The 19,581-nt window shown below is 57.0% G+C and carries 17 protein-coding genes and 1 pseudogene; 10 read left to right on the top strand and 8 right to left on the bottom strand.

All coding sequences use genetic code 11. From position 1 onward, the window contains the following. Positions 1–2: 2 nt before the first annotated feature. Positions 3–1,430: an APC family permease gene (locus ACE4QZ_RS16025; RefSeq protein WP_410480093.1), complete on the bottom strand. Its 1,428-nt coding sequence runs from the start codon at positions 1,428–1,430 to the stop codon at positions 3–5. A 292-nt stretch (positions 1,431–1,722) separates the two neighbouring features. Between ACE4QZ_RS16025 and ACE4QZ_RS16020 the strand changes: the two genes are divergently transcribed. Then, entirely contained in the window at positions 1,723–2,778 is a 1,056-nt protein-coding gene (locus tag ACE4QZ_RS16020) for an AraC family transcriptional regulator (protein ID WP_103469127.1), read from the top strand. An 11-nt stretch (positions 2,779–2,789) separates the two neighbouring features. On the opposite strand, the gene ACE4QZ_RS16015 is transcribed toward ACE4QZ_RS16020, so the two are convergent. The 3 genes from ACE4QZ_RS16015 to ACE4QZ_RS16005 are packed head-to-tail and all read right to left on the bottom strand — an operon-like array spanning position 2,790 to position 5,646. Continuing rightward, positions 2,790–4,562, bottom strand: coding sequence for an FUSC family protein (locus tag ACE4QZ_RS16015; RefSeq protein ID WP_103469126.1), 1,773 nt, complete (start codon positions 4,560–4,562; stop codon positions 2,790–2,792). After that, a complete protein-coding gene (locus ACE4QZ_RS16010) occupies positions 4,559–5,440 on the bottom strand; it encodes an HlyD family secretion protein (protein ID WP_103469125.1) in 882 nt (293 codons plus the stop codon). Before ACE4QZ_RS16010 ends, ACE4QZ_RS16015 begins: the two co-directional genes overlap by 4 nt. Beyond that, a complete protein-coding gene (locus ACE4QZ_RS16005; protein WP_103469124.1) occupies positions 5,437–5,646 on the bottom strand; it encodes a DUF1656 domain-containing protein in 210 nt (69 codons plus the stop codon). The genes ACE4QZ_RS16010 and ACE4QZ_RS16005 overlap by 4 nt, the downstream gene beginning before the upstream one ends. A gap of 95 nt (positions 5,647–5,741) precedes the next feature. Here ACE4QZ_RS16005 and ACE4QZ_RS16000 point away from each other — a divergent pair, with 95 nt between their 5' ends. After that, complete coding sequence (locus ACE4QZ_RS16000; protein ID WP_103469123.1) at positions 5,742–6,515, top strand: IclR family transcriptional regulator; 774 nt, start codon at positions 5,742–5,744, stop codon at positions 6,513–6,515. A gap of 109 nt (positions 6,516–6,624) precedes the next feature. On the opposite strand, the gene ACE4QZ_RS15995 is transcribed toward ACE4QZ_RS16000, so the two are convergent. Next, positions 6,625–6,957 (bottom strand): heme-binding protein, encoded by a 333-nt coding sequence (locus ACE4QZ_RS15995; protein WP_103469122.1) that lies wholly within the window; start codon positions 6,955–6,957, stop codon positions 6,625–6,627. A 102-nt stretch (positions 6,958–7,059) separates the two neighbouring features. Here ACE4QZ_RS15995 and ACE4QZ_RS15990 point away from each other — a divergent pair, with 102 nt between their 5' ends. The 5 genes from ACE4QZ_RS15990 to ACE4QZ_RS15970 all read left to right on the top strand — a co-directional run bounded on the left by ACE4QZ_RS15990 (position 7,060) and on the right by ACE4QZ_RS15970 (position 13,601). Then, positions 7,060–8,088, top strand: a complete 1,029-nt coding sequence (locus tag ACE4QZ_RS15990) for a LacI family DNA-binding transcriptional regulator (protein ID WP_103469121.1) — start codon at positions 7,060–7,062, stop codon at positions 8,086–8,088. A 241-nt stretch (positions 8,089–8,329) separates the two neighbouring features. Next, on the top strand, positions 8,330–9,052 hold the full coding sequence (locus ACE4QZ_RS15985; RefSeq protein ID WP_103469120.1) for a gluconate 2-dehydrogenase subunit 3 family protein: 723 nt from the start codon (positions 8,330–8,332) through the stop codon (positions 9,050–9,052). A 17-nt stretch (positions 9,053–9,069) separates the two neighbouring features. Beyond that, on the top strand, positions 9,070–10,836 hold the full coding sequence (locus ACE4QZ_RS15980; RefSeq protein ID WP_103469119.1) for a GMC family oxidoreductase: 1,767 nt from the start codon (positions 9,070–9,072) through the stop codon (positions 10,834–10,836). Between the two features lie 8 nt (positions 10,837–10,844). Beyond that, entirely contained in the window at positions 10,845–12,164 is a 1,320-nt protein-coding gene (locus tag ACE4QZ_RS15975) for a cytochrome c (protein ID WP_103469118.1), read from the top strand. A gap of 111 nt (positions 12,165–12,275) precedes the next feature. Then, positions 12,276–13,601, top strand: a complete 1,326-nt coding sequence (locus tag ACE4QZ_RS15970; RefSeq protein ID WP_232099759.1) for a carbohydrate porin — start codon at positions 12,276–12,278, stop codon at positions 13,599–13,601. Between the two features lie 295 nt (positions 13,602–13,896). Here ACE4QZ_RS15970 and tnpC read toward each other — a convergent pair. The 3 genes and pseudogenes from tnpC to tnpA all read right to left on the bottom strand — a co-directional run. Beyond that, positions 13,897–15,357: pseudogene (gene tnpC, locus ACE4QZ_RS15965) on the bottom strand (IS66 family transposase); the annotation flags it as partial. A 57-nt stretch (positions 15,358–15,414) separates the two neighbouring features. Then, positions 15,415–15,747, bottom strand: a complete 333-nt coding sequence (gene tnpB, locus ACE4QZ_RS15960; RefSeq protein WP_146050472.1) for an IS66 family insertion sequence element accessory protein TnpB — start codon at positions 15,745–15,747, stop codon at positions 15,415–15,417. Then, entirely contained in the window at positions 15,744–16,064 is a 321-nt protein-coding gene (gene tnpA, locus ACE4QZ_RS15955) for an IS66-like element accessory protein TnpA (RefSeq protein WP_103469116.1), read from the bottom strand. The genes tnpB and tnpA overlap by 4 nt, the downstream gene beginning before the upstream one ends. 344 nt (positions 16,065–16,408) lie before the next feature. Between tnpA and ACE4QZ_RS15950 the strand changes: the two genes are divergently transcribed. From ACE4QZ_RS15950 to ACE4QZ_RS15940, 3 genes are all read left to right on the top strand, one after another. Then, complete coding sequence (locus ACE4QZ_RS15950) at positions 16,409–17,311, top strand: type 1 glutamine amidotransferase (protein ID WP_103469115.1); 903 nt, start codon at positions 16,409–16,411, stop codon at positions 17,309–17,311. A 94-nt stretch (positions 17,312–17,405) separates the two neighbouring features. Then, positions 17,406–18,788 (top strand): aldehyde dehydrogenase family protein, encoded by a 1,383-nt coding sequence (locus ACE4QZ_RS15945; protein WP_103469114.1) that lies wholly within the window; start codon positions 17,406–17,408, stop codon positions 18,786–18,788. Continuing rightward, positions 18,785–19,561, top strand: coding sequence for an N-formylglutamate amidohydrolase (locus ACE4QZ_RS15940; RefSeq protein WP_103469113.1), 777 nt, complete (start codon positions 18,785–18,787; stop codon positions 19,559–19,561). The genes ACE4QZ_RS15945 and ACE4QZ_RS15940 overlap by 4 nt, the downstream gene beginning before the upstream one ends. The last annotated feature ends 20 nt before the right edge of the window (positions 19,562–19,581 follow it).

Below are 19,581 nucleotides of genomic sequence, written 5' to 3'. Positions count from 1 at the left end.
GGTTACGCCAACTGGCGCAGTGCCTCGTAGCGAACGGGATGTCGGGTTCGGAAACGCTCCGCTACCCAGAAGCCAAAGGCGAAGGTGGCCAGGAGAAACGAGACGACAAAGATCGAAACCGTTTTTGCACTATCGCCACCTATGAGATCGGGCAAGTTGGAAACGGCGACCCAAAGGCATCCCAGGATGCCCAGCAGACCTGCTGAAGGCGCGATGAGGATCTTCCAGACTTGCCCCCGAACCTGCTCCCGCCGGAAGAACACCACCACCGCCGCGCAGGTCAGAGAGAGGATGGCCATATAGCCAAGTGTTCCGGCCATGGCACCCCATGCATAGATCTGGCTTGCCGGGTCAGCACCTATGGCTATCAGTAGGGCAAAGGCGATGACGCTGAAGAGTGACAGTACGATTGACGAAACGTGTGGGGAGCCATGCTCCGGGTGGACGCTGGAAAAACGGTCATTCAGTACACCGAACCTTCCAAGGGTGTACTTGTAGCGCACTACGATGTTGTGTAGTGACAGAGCACAGGCGAACAGGCTGGTGATCAGCAGCACATGCATCACGTCCATGAAGAGGACGCCGAAGTAGTGCTCGGTGACTGCGAGGTACATATCAGCACCGTGTGCCTCAGAGAACGCTGTGATGTTGTCCTTGCCGATAGAGCTGACCGCACACCACATTGAAATCACATAGAATGCTCCAACCAGAAGCACCGCTGTGTAGGTGGCTCGCGGGATTGTACGGTCGGGGTCTTTAGCTTCCTCTCGGTAGATGACGGTGGACTCAAAACCGATGAAACTGAAAATGGCGAACAGAATTCCCAGTCCTGGGGAGCCCGAGATGATGTTGTCGAGATGGAAGGATGCGCTCTCCAGACCGGTAGGGCCTTTATCGAGGATTACTGCGATATCAACCAGGATGACGACGGCGATCTCCAACACCAAGGCGATACCGAGGAACTTAGAGCTCAGTTCAATATCTCGATAACCTAGGCAAGCGATGACGCCAACCGCCATGAGGGAGTAAACCCACCAAGGTACTGATACTCCCAAGAAGTCGTTCACAACGGCGGCGGACGTGTAGCCGATATAGCCCTGCAGCGCGACAAGGATGAGGGCATAGGAAACCACGGCGAGGGTCGCCGAACCCAAGCCTACTGAGCGTCCCAGACCTTTTTGAATAAAGGCATAAAACGCCCCCGCATTGGAGATGTACTTGGACATCGCAACGAAGCCTACCGTGAAGAGAAACATGATCACGGTTGCGATGAATGCATCCACCGGAGCGGCGATGCCGTTACCCAGCGACACCATCAGCGGTGTGTTGGCGACCATCACGGTCAAGGGGGCTGCGGTGGCCACGACCATCATCACGATGGGGGTGACGCCAAGCGACCCCTTTAATTTTTGCTTCTCAACCTCTCCCATGGGAGCCTCCTCAATCTTTAGCTATCAGGTCATGAGTGCATGGACAGAGGCTGGATGCCTGCCACGACGCTGATGTCAGTATCGAGAAATCCCCTCCAGTAAAACTTGTTTTGATATGACAACTCGTTGTCTTCAGTCCACAAGCCAATGAACCGAAATAGCGCATCGAGCACGGGGATGGTGCGCTTTTGTCCCCTCGATATTCCCGGAGCCTTGTCCGGTTGGGCTTACGTGGGGTGGTATACGAGTTGCATAGTCAGGAATGCTTGGCTCTGTAACGATGGAGGTCTGAATGTACCGATCCACTGCTCAAGATTCCTCAAGACCCGCGACCGTGATGGGGGCTGTGGTTTCTGGATTCGCGTCTTTCCTGCGCCTTCAGGGCGCAGAGGCTGAAGACATATTCGAGCGCTCTGCGATAAATCCGGACGTGCTTGGTGACCCTAATCAACCCATTTCGCTGCCGGCCTTTCTCAAGGCTGTTGATACGGCGGCGACGTTAACGGAGAACGATAATTTCGGTCTCTGGCTGGGTAATCAGTACCGTCCCGAGTACCTGGGGTTATGGGGATATGTTGGGCTTTCGTCTGCAACACTCGGTGATGCCTTATTGAACATGAGCCGATTTTTCCCCGAGTTTCAGAGCCGTAGTTTTTTCAAGGTCAATCATTTCCAGGGCAAAGTTCGCCTGGAGTATGGGTTGTTGGACAGCACTATCATCAGTCGCCGCCACGATGCTGAGATGACGCTTGGGAACGTCTTCAATGTGATGCGTAGGGCTTTAGGTGAGCGCTGGGCACCCTTGGAGGTTCACTTCAGTCATGCTAGGCCGGAGTGCTGGCAGGATCACCAGAAGGCTTTTCGGACAGACGTGCGATTCGAACAGTCGTCGAATGCGATCATCCTCAATGCTTCTGATCTCTCCCGAGCGATGCCTGGGGCTGACCCGCAACTGCTTTTGATCGCACAGCAGAGTTTTGGTGTACTGCGGGTCGCAGGCTCAGTTCGGCTAACGACAGCCGAGCGAGTACGCTCTGAGATCATCGATTCGATTCCAGGAGGAGTGCCGCGTATTGAGCAAGTTGCTGACCGATTGGGGATTCCCGTGTGGACGCTGACTCGTCAACTCAAGGATGAAGGGCAAACTTTTTCGGGCTTGTTCGACTCGGTACGCAAGGAGATGGCCTACTACTACCTCGAAAAGACTGCGATCAACATATCGAAGCTCGCCGAGCTTCTTGGATATACAGAGACGTCTAGTTTCACCCATGCGTTTAATCGTTGGACTGGTGAATCGCCGAAACGCTGGAGGGATCAAGCTCGCTACGCCGAATCCTTAGGGGAATAGCAGGTATCAGCTCACTCTTCTTCAGTCCTACGCCTCGAGTGAATGTGGCCTCTTTCCAACAGGGAAAATCCGAGAGCTGTGAGCTCCTGCCCTTGCGATGACGCCGGCTCATAGGCACTGAGATAAGAAAGCCTTTCCCCTGCTCGTCGATTCAGCCAGGAGCGGGATTTACCCATCGACTGCATCACCCTGAGATCCCTTTCCAATGTTTTCACCACTCGCCGTTGTAGCCAAAGCCCCTTTGGCGGGCCTACTAGCGAGAATCCAACAAAAAGTAGTCCCAGGCCAGCTACGATACCTAAGTCGGTAGTTAGGGACTGATCCACCGCGAACGTCATGTAATTACTCGGCTGTATGGTTACCGCAAAGGTAAGGCAGAAGCCAAGACCATAGGGTGTCAGAGCAGGTGAGGTCATTGCCATAAGGCCTAGGAAAAGTGGCCCGGCCAGAACCACCATCAGCGCTAGGAAATGATTCGGGCCCTGGGCAAGCAGTGGCAGCACTATCAAAACGACAATAGGCACCGCTAATGCCACTCCGACGATAAGTCTCCGCACGATCAACGTCGGCGCTGGAGCTGCAGCGAACATTTGCGAAAAGAGCGTTGGAAGAACCATCATCATGATCAGTGTAGCAGGCCCATCCGACGATACCCAAAGCGTCGCCGCTGCCATGAAAACAAGGCTATTCCGAGTCGCTGATCTTGCAGCCGCGTGCCAATCACGATGACGCTTCAAGCGTTTACCTGGATGAGAGCACGGCTCGCCATTGGGAGAGGATTGAGTAGCTTCGAGTATGCTCAGCAGTGCACCGGTGAATGCTTGAAATGCATCGTTTAGACCGGCGTCAAGCCACTCCTCAGCAACAACCTGCATTTTCTCTAGTAGCGTTCTCAGCCCAATAGTTTGGCTGTTGGAATCAAGCTCAGAAACTCTGGTCAGTTCTTTCGCAAATAACTCGGTGATGTCTGTGAAGGCCTGGCTGGTAGCGCCATCCTGCTCACTGAGCAAACGCTGAACTGTGTGGCCACTGGCCGCTAGCGTGAGCGCGTTTTGGCACATCCGCAGTGCCCTTGGTACGCTGTTCGCCAGTTCATACCTGCCTGCGTTTGAATCATCATTTATCTGCGTAACCAAGCTGATTATTTCAGTGCGCTCCTTATGAAGCGTCGCTTGATCTTCAGGGGTATGAACGAGCGTTTGGGCGTACCCTAAGCATGCCAGATGCAGACGACGGGCGTGGCCGGTAAGCAGTGCTTCAACCTTGAAGGGAAAGAAAAAAACACTGGCTAATGTCGCGCAGCTCGCCCCAACAAGTACCTCTGTCAGGCGTGCCCGAACCACCAGAAAAATCGACTCACTGGTCGTGATGGTGGGGTCGGCCATGGCAAACATCACGATAAGGACGGCGGTTACGGATACTAGAGCCGTGCCAAAGATGAAATTTACGTGGCGCTCCGTTGAGGCAACTGCAGATGTGATCGCAACACAAACGGTCAACGCGCCGATCGCAAGGCTGGGATATGGCAATAGGTTGTTCAGGATGAGCACAGCAACACAAGCTCCGAGGGTTGAGCCGATCACTAGGCACATAGCCTTCTCGATCACTAACCCTGTCTCAGGCCGAGCCTGCAACATCATCGACGCAACCATGGCCCAAAACGGCTTGTCGAGATCCAAGCTCATCGACACAGCGAGTGCCAATGTGACTGCTGACAGCCCTTTGGCTGCAAAGAGGACGCTGCGCAGGCTGGGTTGCAAGTAATGAGTCAGGATCGCTTTCATAAGTTCACGACTCGCGAAAGCGATGGCGAAAGCTTCACCGAAGCGTTCATCCCGGCGCTTAATCGTGTCCCATCGGGAACTGAATCGAGTTTGATATCGACAGGAATACGCTGTGCCAGTCTCACCCAGTTAAAGGCCTGCTGCACTTGGGGTAATAGCATCGGATCAGCTTGCGTATTCGAGTTCGCTACCCCTTTTGCGATGCTTATCACGTGCCCCTTAAGCGGCTTACCTTCGCTCATCAACCTCACATCAGCAGCATCCCCCTCGCTGATGCCGGGCAATTTAGTTTCTTCAAAATAGGCGGTGACGTAAAACGAGCCGTCTTTGATTAGAGAAAATGCTGGGCCGCCCTGAGTAACGTAGTTCCCCTCTTGCAGTTTGACGTTTGTGATAGTTCCGTCAGCAGGGGCTGTCACTCGTGTGCGGGCAAGGTTGATCCGAGCTGTCTCCCATTGTGCTTTGCTAATCTCATAGGCGGATTTCGCTATCAAAACTTGTGATCGTGCATTGTCTAGATCCTCCGCACTGATGGCGTTGATCTTAGCGAGAGGGACACGCCGTCGTTCTTGAACTCGAGCAAGTTCCCAAGCATGCTTGGAGTGTTCCATCTTGGCCTTTGCTTCATCCAGGGTGGCTTGATAACGAGCCTCATCGATTTCAAAAAGCACATCGCCTGTCTTCACCATTTGGTTATCTCTCACATGGAGCTTGGTGACCCAACCCGCGACGTCCGGTGCAACGATCACCACATCAGCTCTCACTCTGCCATCGCGTGTCCAAGGTGACTGGCGATAGTGATTCCATACCCACGCCCCCGAAAAAACGGTTGCCGTTGCAATCAATAGCGTCATGGTGACTCGCAATGCGCCGTTCATTTCAGATCCCCGTCCAGGAATGCCACTGTTGCTGCGACGTAGCAGACGAATAGCGAAAGCCCCAGCCATGAACGCCTGAGCGTCCAGTGTTTGAGCAGTGTGTGAGGAACCAGCAACTGGGTGATCACCGTTAACCCGCCCGCGATGAGGGCGCATAACACCATCGGGCTGACCAGGAGGCCGGCAACTGAAAATTCTCGAAGCATGCATCACTCTCAGGGCGTGTACCACAATACGGTAACTGTATCGTCAATTGCCTCGTACCGCAATGTGGTACAGTGCTCGAAAATTGGAGGTGCCGATGGACGTAGTCAATCAACAAGGCGGAAACGAAGAGAAAGGCGGCGGAATTCAGGTCATCGCTCGAGCTGCCAAGATCATGTATTTACTAGGGAAAAAACCTGATGGTCTGAGCCTTGGGGATATTGCTCAGGAGGTAGGGCTACCTCGCTCGACTGTGCAACGGATCGTCGGTGCGCTTGAAGAGGAGGGAATGATTCGAAGTGAGGGTATTGGCGGGATTCGCCTGGGTGCAGGCCTCTTGAGACTCGTTACCTACGCTCACGCAGATCGAATCACTGTCCTTCGACCATGGTTACATCGGCTAAGCGAAGCAGTTGACGAGACCGTTGTGTTATCGAGGCCCAATGGATTGCAGCTGGTGATTGAGCATCGAGTTGTAGCTGACCGAGAGCTGCTAGTGATGCCCCGGTTAGGCCAACTGGATAAGCCGCTTTATGGTACGTCTGCTGGTCGGGCGATTATGGCCTTGTATAGCGACGAAGAGTTAGGTGTCTTGTTTCAAGGCCAGGGCAGCAGGGAACCTGACTCGGGTTCGGTTGCGAAAATCTTCAAGCAAGTGGGCCTAATTCGAGATACTGGCGTGTCATGTGACCACGGCGAGCTAATGGAAGGGATTACCACGACTGCCGTTGCCCTAGACACAGTGTTGGGTCGGTTCGCTATTTCCATGCCTATCCCGACCTTCCGTTTTGAAAAAAATCGGGAAATTTACATCCGGGAATTGCTTCACTGTAAAGCTGGAGTGAGCAAAGAAATCGCCTGCACGGGGTGACCAGCGCTTGCAGTGGCTGAGTCACCCAGTCACTTTAAGTTTTTTTAGAACTCCCGTAACCAGCGGAGCTTGGGTAAGTGTGCTTCCGTTAGGCGTGGTACAGCTCGTTCTAGCCGAAGGCCATCCGCATGATCGTCGTCTGCCACAACAGCGGCCCCAGCCAGGCCCTTGACGCCGAGTTGGCCTTCTTGATCACCGCCTCGATGTAGCCTGGGGCGGCACCGTCCATGCGCTTGAAGGCCGGCCGGTAACCATTGGCGTCGGTCACCGCGATGCACTGGTATGCCTGGGCGTCGCCGGGCGGGGGCAGTTGGGAATACGTGATGTTGCTGATGGTGGTGTTTGCCGGGGTAATGGTGATTGGGGACGGCAAGTTCTCGCTGGATGGCTGGTTGTTGCGTCGGGGCTGGATGTCGCGTCGGTTGATGTGGCTGGCATTCAACGCTAACGGCGCAAGTCTGCGCGGGTAGGAGTGGAAAGCGGAGTAGGCGAAACTTTAGCAGGCATGGCAGACTCCGCACCTTTGGTTACTGGATGTTTCTAGGTGGACAAGATTGACCGTCGCCAAGGCATGGCTGATGTCGCCCAATTGGCCGGCGTCAGCCTGAGTACCGTCGACCGTGTGTTGAACGAGCGTGGCAGCGTTTCCGACAGCAAACGTCGCAAGGTGCTGCAGGCAGCCCAGGCGCTGGGGCTCAAACGCCTGCTGCCTTCTGCGCTGCATGGCTTGCTGCGCTTCGACTTGCTGCTGGTAGACAGCGCCACCGATCATTACCGGCGCCTGGCGGCTGCCTTTGTCAAACAGGCGCAGATGCACCGCTCGCGGCTGGTGCTGCAGCGCCATGTCTGGCAGGAACGCGATCCTCAGCAACTGCTGGATCTCATCAACCAGCCCAGGGTGCCGCGCCAGGGGTTGATCGTGGTTGCCCAGGACACCCCACAGGTGCGTGAAGCCCTTAGTGCGCAGGTCGCTGCCGGCGTGCCGGTGATACTGGTAACCAGCAGCCTGCCCGGGCTGGAAGGGGTGATCTACGCGGGGATCGACAACCATGTCGCCGGCCGCGCTGCCGGGCGGCTGATGAGCCAATGGGTTGCCCCGACCCATGGCCGTGTGCTGCTGGTCACCAACTCATTGCTCTATCGCGCCCATCAGCAGCGTGTACAGGGCTTTCTCGAGGTCATGGCCGAGCGGGCGCCGCAAGTCGAGGTGCTCGGCCCGGTGGAGTGCTTCGACGACAACCAGCTCAATGCCGCAACGATCAGCGAGTATCTGGCTCAGGATGCTGGGGTGGTCGGGCTGTACACCACCGGCAGCGGCTCGACGGGTGTGCACCAGGCGCTGTCCGGCCATGCCGGGCGGCTGGTCTGGATCAGCCATGAGGCGACTGCGCAGCATGCCGACATGCTCCGCGCAGGGCTGCTGTCGCTGGTGCTCGATCAGGACCCTGAAGGGCAGGCCGAAGCCGCCATCCAGCAACTGCTGTACGCCAACGGTGACTTGGACGCACCGCCACAGGTGTGGCCGCAGCTGCGTATGGTGATCGACGAGACCCTCCCGCCTGCCACGTGTTGAAGCTATTTTGACGTAAACACGTCAACGCTTCGATGGCGCGGCGTTATGTCGCGCCATAGACTGGCCCCGCTGTGATCGGCAGGTTGCCAGGTTCACTCCCCAGTACACCGCGTTTTTCGTTCATCCGCCCAGATCCCCATCGCCCCTGACGAGCCTGTCTGTGCTCGCCGTGTGCCTTTGCGCGCCCGAAATTCCGCGACCTGCCGCACGGATCCCCGTGATTGTCGATAAGGAGAACTCCATGAAACGTAGGGACGCCTTGCGTTCAATGGGTGCGTTGTTCGCCGCCGCTGGCCTGGCCAAGGTCGGCGCAGTGGAACTCAAGTCGGTGCCGCCGGAAACCGGTCTGAACCGCGAAATGCTGCCATCGCCGGTGATGAGCGGCGGCCAGGGCAATGTGTTCAAAGGCCAGGCCCGTGCCACCCTGACTGCCGTGTTCGACCGCCTGATTCCCCATGACGAGCTTGGTGCTTCGGCCAGCGAAGCCGGCTGCGTGGATTACCTCGACGCGCAGATGAGCGGCCCCTATGGCGAGTCGAAGGACCTGTATCTGGAGCGCCCGCTGCAGGCCGACGAGTCTGCGCTGATGGGCCTGACCATCAGCCTGCGCAGCCGCCGCGACTACACCCTGGCCGGCCTTGCGTTCATCGACCAGCACGCCCGCCAGCTGCACGGCCGCGCCTTCGCCGAACTCGACGGCGAGCAGATGGACGCTATTTTGCGCCAGCTGGACGAAGGCCGCCTGGACTGGGAAGGCGCCGGCAGCGGCAGCCGCCTGTTCGAATTCCTGCTGCTGAGCGTGCGCGAAGGTTACTTCGCCGACCCGCTCTACGGCGGCAACCGCGGCATGGTCGGCTGGAAGCTGGTGGGCTTCCCCGGCGCTCGCTACGACTACCGCCAGTACATCGATCGTCGCGGGCAGGACCTGGGCCTGACGCCCATCAGCCTGATCCCGGTGAGCTGAGGCCAGAGGAAACCAACATGGCAATTACACGTAAAAAAGCTGACGTAGTCATCGTCGGCCTGGGTTGGGCTGGCTCGCTGATGGCCGAAGAACTGACCCGCGCCGGGCTGGAAGTGGTGGCGATCGACCGCGGCCCGTGGCTCGACACTTCCACCGACACCCCGCCTGCCGTCGACCCCGACGAGCTGCGCTGGACCATCCGCCGCGAGCTGCTGCTGCAGCCGGGCGATTACACCCTGACGTTCCGCAACCACTCCGGCCAGACCGCGGTGCCGACCCGCGAGCTGAAAGCCTTCCAGATGGGCAAGTCGGTGGGCGGTGCGGGCTTCCACTGGGCCGGCATGGCCTGGCGCTTCTCCGAGTGGGACTTCCGTGTGCGCTCGGCCACCCTAGAGCGTTATGGCGCGAGCAAGCTCAAGGGCCTGGAACAGGTACAGGACTGGGGCATCACCTACGCGGATCTTGAGCCGTTCTACGATCGCTTCGAACGCATCGCCGGCATCTCCGGCATTGCCGGCAACCTGAACGGTGAGATCCGCCCCGGCGGCAACCCGTTCGAAGGGCCGCGCAGCCGCGAATTCCCGACGCCTGCGCTGAAGGATTCGCGGCTGATGCAGATGTACCGTGACAGCACCGCGCAGATGGGCCTGCACCCGTTCTACATCCCGGTAGCTCACGTTGGCGCGGCCTACGTCAACCCGCTGGGCGTGAGCATGGCGCCGTGCACCTACTGCGGCTACTGCATGTTCCATGGCTGCGGCAACTACTCCAAGTCTTCGCCCCAGGCCTGCGTGATCCCGGCACTGATGCGGCGCAAGAACTTCACCCTGATCACCCAGGGTTATGTGACGAAAATCCACAAGGCCGAAGACGGCAAGACCGCCACCGGCGTCAGTTACTTCGACGAGCAGGGCCGCGAGGTCATTCAGCCTGCCGATATCGTCGCACTGTGCTCGTTCACCTACGACAACGCCCGCCTGATGCTGCTCAGCGACATCGGCAAGCAGTACGATCCGGTCAGCCAGACCGGCACCATCGGCCGCGCCTACAACTACCAGACTTGCGCAGGCGCCCACGTGTGGTTCGAGGACGAGACTCTCAACCCGTTCATCGGTGCCGGCGGCCTGGGCATCCAGGTGGACGACTACAACGGCGACAACTTCGACCACAGCCAGCTCGACTTCATCGGCGGTGCCGGCTTGCTCACCGTTTCCCGCGAGGGCATGCCGATCGGCCGGGCAGGGCTGTTGCCTCCGGGCAGCCCGCGTTGGGGCAAGGGCTTCAAGCAGACCTACAAAGACAACTACCAGAACTACGGGATCATCTTCGGCCAGGGCACCTCGATGCCGGCCCGCGATGCCTACCTGTCGCTGGACCCCAACTACAAGGATCGCTGGGGCACGCCGCTGCTGCGCATGACCTTCGACTGGAACCAGAACGACCGCAACATGGCCCGCTTCATCGAGCAGCGCGCCGTCGACATCGGCAAGAAGATGGGTGCCAAGCACGTGCACACCTTCAACTCGGCCGCCAAGGCGTGGAGCCCGTACGACGAGAACTCCAACCACACCCAGGGCGGCATGGTCATGGGCGAAGACCCGCGTACCAGTGCGGTCAACACCTACCTGCAGAGCTGGGACGCGCACAACGTGTTCGTGGTCGGCGCTTCGGCGTTCCCCACTAACGCCGGCTACAACCCCACCAGCACCGTGGGCGCCTTGGCCATCCGTACGGCGCGGGCGATCCATGAGAAGTACCAGCACAACCCCGGTTCCCTGGTGTGAGGCCTGTCATGATCAACAAGAAAACCGCCCTGATCGGCGGCGGCGTGGTGGCCCTGGCCGGCGCCGTGATGCTCGGCCTGGTGATCCAGGCCAACTCCACCGCGCGCTCGCAGGTGGCCGATGACAGTGTGCGCCTGAGCGACTTCAAGTCCACTGACGCGGCACTGATCAAGCAGGGCGAGTATGTGATGCGCGGCGCCGACTGCGCGGCCTGTCACACGGCCAAAAGCGGCGACTTTGCCGGTGGCTACGTGATCGGCACGCCGTTCGGTGACATCCAGTCGTCGAACATCACCCCCGATCGTGAAACCGGCATCGGCAATTACACCCAGCGCGACTTCTTCAATGCCGTGCGTCAAGGGCAGGGCCGCCATGGCCTGTTGTTCCCGGCCATGCCGTACACCGACTACACGCGCATGAGCGACGATGACCTGCGCGCATTGTGGGCGTTCTTCAGCACGCTCGAGCCGAAGGCGCACAAGGTCGACGAACTGGTCGGCATGAACTTCCCGTTCAACCAGCGCCTGTTGATGGCGGGCTGGAACTGGATGTTCTTCGACAACAAGTCGTATGTCCTGGACCCGGCGCAAAGCCCCGAGTGGAACCGTGGCCGCTATCTGGTCGATGGCGCTGGCCACTGCGCCGCCTGCCACAGCCCACGCAACGCCCTGGGCGGGCCAATCGCTGCCCAGGCGCTTCAAGGTGACCTCCTCGGCACCTGGTTCGCGCCGAACATCACCAACGACCCGCACCAGGGCTTGGGCGACAGCAGTGTCGAGCAGATCGTCGACTACCTGAAGACCGGCAGCGACGGCGTTGCCGTGGCCAGCGGGCCGATGGCCGAAGCGATCGAGAACTCCACCCAGCACCTGACCGACCAGGACCTGCGCGCCATTGCGGTGTACCTCAAATCGTTGCCCGGCAACCCGCAGCCAGCACCGGCAGCGCTGGCCGGTAATGATGCCCGTATGCAGCGTGGTGGCCAGGGTTACGAGGTGCATTGTTCGGCCTGCCACGGCACGGCGGGCGAGGGTGTGAGCCACATGATCACCGGATTCGCCGGCAACAAGGCGATCCTCGCGGACAACACCGACACGTTGACCAGCGTGGTGCTGGGCGGAGCGCGGGCGGTGCATACCCATACCTACGTCACCGGTGCGGGGATGCCGGCGTTCGACTGGAAGCTCAGCGACGTCGAAATTGCCGACATTCTCACCTTTGCACGCAACAGCTGGGGCAACAGTGCGCCGGCAGTGACGGCGGAGGAGGTGGCGGAGATGCGCAAGCAGCTCGACTTGCCGCAGCAGATGCGCGCCAGCGTTCAGTAAATACCAGGTCCGGCCCTATCGCCGGCAAGCCGGCTCCTCCAGATCTTGTAGGAGCCGGCTTGCCGGCGATAGGGCCCTGACAGGCACCACACCAATAACAAAGAGAACATGATGTTTACTTTCAAATACCGCGTACTGCTGGTCGCCATGGCTTGCGCTCAAACGGCCCACGCCGCCGATCCCTTCGCCAGCGATTCCCCCTGGGCCCTGGGCGACTGGAACGGCACCCGCACCACCCTGGCCGAAAAAGGCATCGACTTCGAATTCGCCTACGTCGGCGAATTCGGCGCCAACCTCGGCGGCGGCTACAACAAGGACCGCAGCGCCAGCTACAGCGACCAGTACTCGCTCGGCGCCAGCTTCGACCTGCAGAAGCTGCTCGGCTGGCACGACGCCCGCTTTCAGCTGACCGTGGCTGACCGCAACGGCGACAACATCTCCAACGACCGCGTCGGTGACCCGCGTGTCGGCACCCTGAGCTCGTCCCAGGAAGTCTGGGGGCGTGGCTCGCACTGGCGCATGACCCAGCTGTACTACCAGCAGGCGTTCTTCGACCGACGCCTGGACATCAAGGCTGGCCGCTTCGGCGAAGGCGAGGACTTCAACAGCTTTGACTGCAACTTCCAGAACCTGACCTTCTGCGGCTCGCAGGTCGGCAACTGGGGTGGCATCTGGTACAACTGGCCGATCACCCAATGGGCGCTGCGGATCAAGTACCAGCTCACCCCCGAGCTGTTCGCGCAAATCGGTGCGTATGAACAGAACCCGTCCAACACCCAGAACGACAACGGCTTCAAACTCAGTGGTAGCGGCACCGAAGGTGCGGTACTGCCGGTGGAACTGGTGTGGCAGCCGCGTATCGGCGGCCTGCCGGGTGAGTACCGCGCCGGCTATTACTACAGCACCTCCGATGCCAAGGATGTGCTCAAAGATAGCAACGGTCAGCCGGCCGTGATCAGTGGCGCGGCTTATCGCAGTGCCTCGAGCAAGCACGGGTTGTGGCTGGGCGCAATGCAGCAGGTTACTCGTGAGGCAAGCGATGCGTCACGCGGATTGAGCCTGTTCGCCATGGCCACGGTGCATGACAAGAAGACCAGCAAGGTCGACCACTATGTGTCGGTAGGCGCGGTGTACAAGGGGTTGTTCGCGGCACGGCCGCAGGATGACATCGGCCTTGCAGTGTCCGAGGTGCATGTGAACCCGGCGTACCGCAAGAATGCGGCGCTGACCAATTCGGCCAATGGTATCGAGGATTACGATGACCCGGCTTACCTGCCGGTCCAGCAAATCGAGTACAACGCCGAGCTCAACTACGGTATTCACCTGGCCGAGTGGCTGACGGTGAGGCCGAACCTGCAATTCGTCCGGCACCCAGGCGGGGTGAGGCAGGTGGACGATGCCTGGGTCGGTGGGTTGAAGGTACAGGCGACATTCTGATTTCCATCATCACGTGCTGAAGGCGCAGGACAGAGGTAAGCTTTGCCCGTCAGCCTTTCTACAACAACTGCTGGGCGCCGGCCGTGGCCTAGGCGCGTAGGCTTGCCAGATCCAGTCCAATCAACTGGCCTGTGCACTTGACGATGCGGCCGTCCGCGATGACGGTATCGACATCGGCAGGGCTTGCCGACTGGACGATGCATGCCAACGAGTCGTTCACCGGAAACATCCGCAGCCTGCGGCTGTCGACAAGCGGCAGGTCGGCTCGCTTGCCTACAGTGATCGAACCCGTTTGTCTGCCACTGTCCAGCCGCGTCAGCACATCCTTGAGATAGGCATACGGATCATGCCCATTCATACGCGCTGTTTGGATCAGGCTCATGATTGCAGCTGCCCATTTAGCACTGCGCAGCGACCCGGCAAACAGCCGGTTCGAGCGTCCAAGTGCCCATGGCAGCATCTGATTCTCGACCTGATTGTTGTCGATGGGCACAGCCCCATCGCCCAGGTAGCGCGTCAGCGCTACCCAGCGTTTCAGACTGTAATCGAAGGCTTTCGCCGTAGCTGATCCGCTGGGCACCAGGTCGCGCTGGGCCAACATCCAGTCATGCAGTTTGTTGATTATCGGTGCCGCCATTTCCTGCCGTATTCGCCAACGGTCATCATCACTCATGTCTCGCGCTTGGAGTTCGATCTCGTACAAACCGCTGATCGAGTGCAGCGCCTGTTCGGCCAACTGGCTTTTGTTCGCCACGTGCAGATCGAAAAACCTGCGACGGGCGTGGGCCATGCAACCGATTTCAGTGATGCCTTGCTCAAAACCAGCTTTGTAGCCTGCGAAGTCATCGCAGACCAACTTACCGTTCCAGTTGCCTAGGAAGTTACGCGCATGTTCGCCAGCACGGCTTGGGCTGAAGTCGTAAACCACCGCTTTTAGCGCCGAAAATGGCGTAGTGCTGTAGGCCCAGACGTAGGCCCGGTGCGTTTTCTTCTCGCCTGGCGCAAGCATTTGCACCGGTGTTTCATCGGCTTGAATCACGCCCTGGTTCAGCATGGCTTCACTCAGTGCATCGACCAGCGGCTGGAGCCGCACGCCGGTTTGCCCAACCCGCTGCGCCAAGGTCGAACGAGCTATTACCAGCCCGGCACGGCCAAAGATTTTCTCCTGCCGGTACAGCGGCAAGTGATCGGCAAACTTGGCCACCATTACGTGGGCCAGCAAGCCTGCGGTCGGGATACCTTTGTCGATAACCTGCGCCAGCACCGGCGCTTGGAGCAGGGCTTCGCACTGGCGGCAAGCCCACTTACCACGCACGTGTTGCTCGACGGTAATCACGCCCGGCGTGTAATCCAGCTTCTCGCTGACGTCTTCGCCAATGCGCTGAAGTTGGCAGCCACAGGCGCACTGAGTGTTTACGGGTTCGTGACGAATCACGGTGCGCGGAAACTGCGGCGGCAATGGCGCACGTTTCAGGGATTGCCGTGGTTCGGCTTGTGGCGAAGCTGGAAGGAGCCGTTTCAGCTCTGCTTCGATAGCTGCAAGGTCTGTGTCGAGCAGATCATCCAGAAAGCTGCCTTGCGCTGGGCTGATCTACTCGCTGCGCTTGGCAAACTTGTGGCGTTTAAGAAGGGCGATTTCGTAAGTGAGTTGCTCGATGATGGTTTCATCGTTCTGGATCCTCCTGCTCATCGCCTCAACTTGGGACTGCAATTGCAACGCCTGTGCCGCCAAGTCACGAAACTGTTCCGGGGGCATCTGGTCGAGGTTGAGCGGGAAGGCCAACGACAAGCAGACAGGTCAAATGGCCGGCGATTAAAGCATGCTGATCACACCACCTAAGCCGACTCGCTGCCACGGCAACCGCAGTACCAGCGCCTGGGGTTGTTCACTGTCGAGTTCGACCTCGCAACCATGGCGAATGCCGGGCCAGTGAAACTTGCCTTGATTCAGTCGCCGCGCGGCAAGCCAGATACCCACGCCATTGTGTACCAGCACTTTCATCCGGTTGGCCCGGCGATTGGCGAAATAAGCGCAGTGCGGCTTCGCCGCACCGAACACCGCGATCACCCGGGCTAATGCGGTTTCGGTGCCAGCGCGCATATCCATCGGCTCGGTGGCCAGCCAGATCGCATCGATGCGGATCATTGGGCCACAGCCCGGATAAATTGCGCGCAGCCCTCAGGATCTGAGACTGGCCATTTCACCGTGATCAATTGCCCGGCGATGGGCAGTTCGATGACCACTGACACTTCGGCTGGCCGTTTAGGGGCGGTCTTCAGCGGGACGAATGCTGGTAGCGAGGTTGTCGCGGGCTGATCTCGATAGAGCGGCATCCATTTGCGGATGACGTTGGCATTGATGCCGTGGCTGATGGCGACACTGGACTCAGTTGCGCCAGGTTGCAGACATTCCTGAACGACCTGGGCCTTGAATGGTTTGGGATAAGAGCTTCGTTGGCGCATGGAAATCCTGGCGATTACGGGTAATCGCGTCCGCTTAAAAATATGCGGACACCATCGCCCTTAACGCAGGAGTTCGGAAGGTGAGTTCGCCGGATGCTTACCAGCTACGGGCTGCATTCCAGCTCCTTCATGTAAACACCGGTTTACAAAAGCCAGCCTTTCAGTGTGGTTGCTTCGTTGCCCGACCGGCAGCTCCTACGGATGTGTTGACTTTTGATCGCGTGTTTCGTATAAGGAAACACGAGGTATTTTTGGATACGCCGGCGACGCGAGAAGTTACAGGTGCCGCTGGCGGTGAAGCTGGATATTGATGAGTGGTGTACGACCACACAGAAGGTATCGGAATGAAAATCCTTGTGGCTGAAGGGAATGTGCAGTTCGCTCGTGAGTGGTACCGATCGATAACGGGAGAGACGCAAGGCGAGCAGTACGCTTCAGTGATCAAATCACTGAGCTCAAATATTCAGGTAGACATCTTGAATCTACCGGATAGCGATCAAAACTCGCTGCTCGACTTTGATAGGTATGAGGGTATCGTACTAACTGGTTCATCATTGAATGTATATAACCAATCTCCCGAAGTGGAACGCCAAATAAAATTTGCGCGTCGTGCCTTTGATTCGCAGGTTCCGTTTTTCGGATCTTGTTGGGGGCTTCAAGTGGCTAACGTGGCTGCTGGCGGCGAAGTAGAACTGAATCATCGCGGGCCAGAAGTAGGAGTCGCTCGCAGAGTATCTCTCACAGATTTAGGCGCTCAACATCCTATGCATAAAGGGCGTAAAACTTCCTTTGATGCTTTAGCAATTCATTCGGATCATGTCACACGCCAGGCCGAAGGCATGAGTGTTACGGCTACTAACGAGATTAGCGAAGTTCAGGCGGCGGAAATTTTATATAAAAATGGCTGCTTTTGGGGTGCGCAGTTTCACCCAGAGTACAGTTTAAATACTCTGGCAGATGTATTGGGTATGTACGATCAAACGCTGATATCAAATAGAAATTTATTTTTGGGTGGGAAAGAATTCAAGGGCTACATTGAGGCGCTGCGAGTTCTGCACAAAGACTCTAGTCGTCAAGATATTGCGTGGCAGTTAGGTTTAGATGGTGACATTCAAGACGATTTTAGTCGAAGCTGTGAAATCAGAAATTGGCTTGAAACCAAGGTGGGGGCCCCAGTAAGGCAAAAAAGTGATAGATCTGTATTATTCAATTACAGCTATCTAGTAACAGCTACATTGCCGTATTGAGTGCTCGCTCGGTGAGAGTCTACGGCCTCGCTAAGCGCGTTGATGGATGTCTACGATTTTCAATGTACAAACAAAAACAAAATGAGGAAATCCTATGTCTAGTTACAAAATCGTTTCGCCTATCGATGGAATGCCTTTTCTGTCAGGTAACACTGCTAATGACACCGAGGTAGCTGCAGCCTTAAATTCGGCAGAGGAAGCATTCCAGTCTTGGCGATTCTCCTCCAAGCGCGAACGAGCAGACCTGGTAATTGCGCTGGCAGATGAGCTGATTCGGCGGTCGGATGAGCTGGCCAAGGCTGTATGTGTATCGATCGGGCGGCCAGCCGGTCAAGCTAACGAAGCGCCTAGATTTAAGAATGTGACTTTGGCGCAGATCGAGGCTCTTGAAGAACTCTTGGACGAGCGATACCCAAGTGACGAGCAAGTGACCCGATTCGTGAGACGGTATGGACAAGGCGTACATCTTTCGATTGCCCCCTGGAACTATCCTGTAGGATTGTTACCTTGGTTGATCGTAACGCCAATCTTGGGTGGCAATACAGTTATCTTGAAGCATGCTGCTCAAACGACTCAAGTAGGGCGTATAGTCAGAGAGGCCTATAAAGCTATTAATGGACCGGCTGGCGTTCTGCAGGTTCTCGAACTTGAACATCGCCAAGTCGATAGCATCATCAAGTCCGGGCGAGCGAAAGGAGTTAACTTTATTGGCTCTGTTAGCGGTGGGCTTTCAGTTCATGCTGCAGCTGCAGGAACACTGACTCATGTCCATCTGGAATTGGGTGGCAAGGATCCGGCTTATGTTCGTAAGGACGCAGATATTGAGCTTGCTGTGGCTGAGCTAGCGGATGGTTGTTTCTCAAATGCAGGCCAGTCATGCTGTTCGGTTGAGCGGATCTATGTGGATAGCAATATTCAAAACGATTTCATCGAGTGTTTCCGCAACGAAATGCTCAAATATCAGATCGGAAACCCAAATGACGCCAGAGCAACTGTCGGACCTGTTGTAAAAGCTTCGGCGGCTGAGTTTATCAAAAATCAGATTAAACAAGCAGTGCAGATGGGCGCTGCATCTTTTGAGAGCCCCATGCTTGACCTGGATGTAGCAGACCAATCTGCTTACGTGCGGCCGACTCTCCTTACGGGTGTCACTTCTCACATGGAAGTAATGCGAGAGGAAACATTTGGTCCAATCGCTTGCGTTCAAGTCGTTGCCAATGATGACGAAGCTATTCGTCTCATGAACGACAGTCAGTTTGGCTTGACGGCTGGAATCTGGACGCGTGATCAGGAAAGTGGATTGCGCATTGCTGATAAAGTTGACGCAGGAACAGTGTTTGTAAACCGTTGCGATCATGCAGACCTTTATTTGCCTTGGGGCGGGCTGAAAAACTCGGGTATCGGACGAGGAAATGGTAAAGAGGGGCTGTTAGGAGTGATGGATGCTAAGTCTTTCCACGTGAGAAAGCTGTCATGAGTATTGATGCTTTAGAGCCCAACATACTCGCGCGCTATGTTGATGCTGCGGTAGAAATAATTCCAGGAGGCGCAAATGCGGAAATTGTCCTGATCTGCGAACACGGTGGTAGCGCGGTACCGTCTGCTTGGAATAACTTAGGTTTGCCTGAGGCTTTATTTGCCACGCATTATGGACAAGATTTAGGTTCGAAAGAACTGACGCTGAGTGTTGCCAGGCGATTAGGCGCGACTGCAGTTGTTGCAAATTATTCACGCTTGTATTTGGATTACAATAGGAAGTTTGATGATCCCGACTGCATTAGGTTAGATGTGGGCGGCATCCCGATTCCGGCTAACATAAATATAACTGAGCGTGATAGAAAGCTTCGTGAAGATATCGCGCGCAGGCCTTTAGAGCGCGCGATTGCAAGTTGGATGGAGGGCACTTTATCAAAGGCTAAAGTAGCCGTTTCCATTCATTCATTCACGCCGGTCTGGTATAATAAATTTCGCTCGTGCGAAGTTGGCGTGATGTGGCGTGATAGTGAAGCATTCCCTGCTAATCTACTCCAAAAAATCGCAGAGCAGGATGTCTATCGTGTCGATGAAAACCAACCATATAGCTTCAAGGACAGTGATTGGTTTACGCTCGATCGGCATGGTTTATCAATCGGGGTCGCAAACGCGTACATTGAGGTGCGCAACGACCTAATTGATACGAAAGCCAAGTTGGAATCGATGTCTGCAGTACTTGCTAAAGCAATTATACGTTCCGCATCAGAGTTTAAGTAAGCTAACGCAATGTTGTCAGA

The sequence above is a fragment of the Pseudomonas sp. DCA-1 genome (assembly GCF_046523955.1).
Lineage (GTDB): Bacteria > Pseudomonadota > Gammaproteobacteria > Pseudomonadales > Pseudomonadaceae > Aquipseudomonas > Aquipseudomonas putida_Y.
Note: the sequence above shows the minus strand (reverse complement) of the source record. Positions and strands in the feature narration are given on the sequence as shown.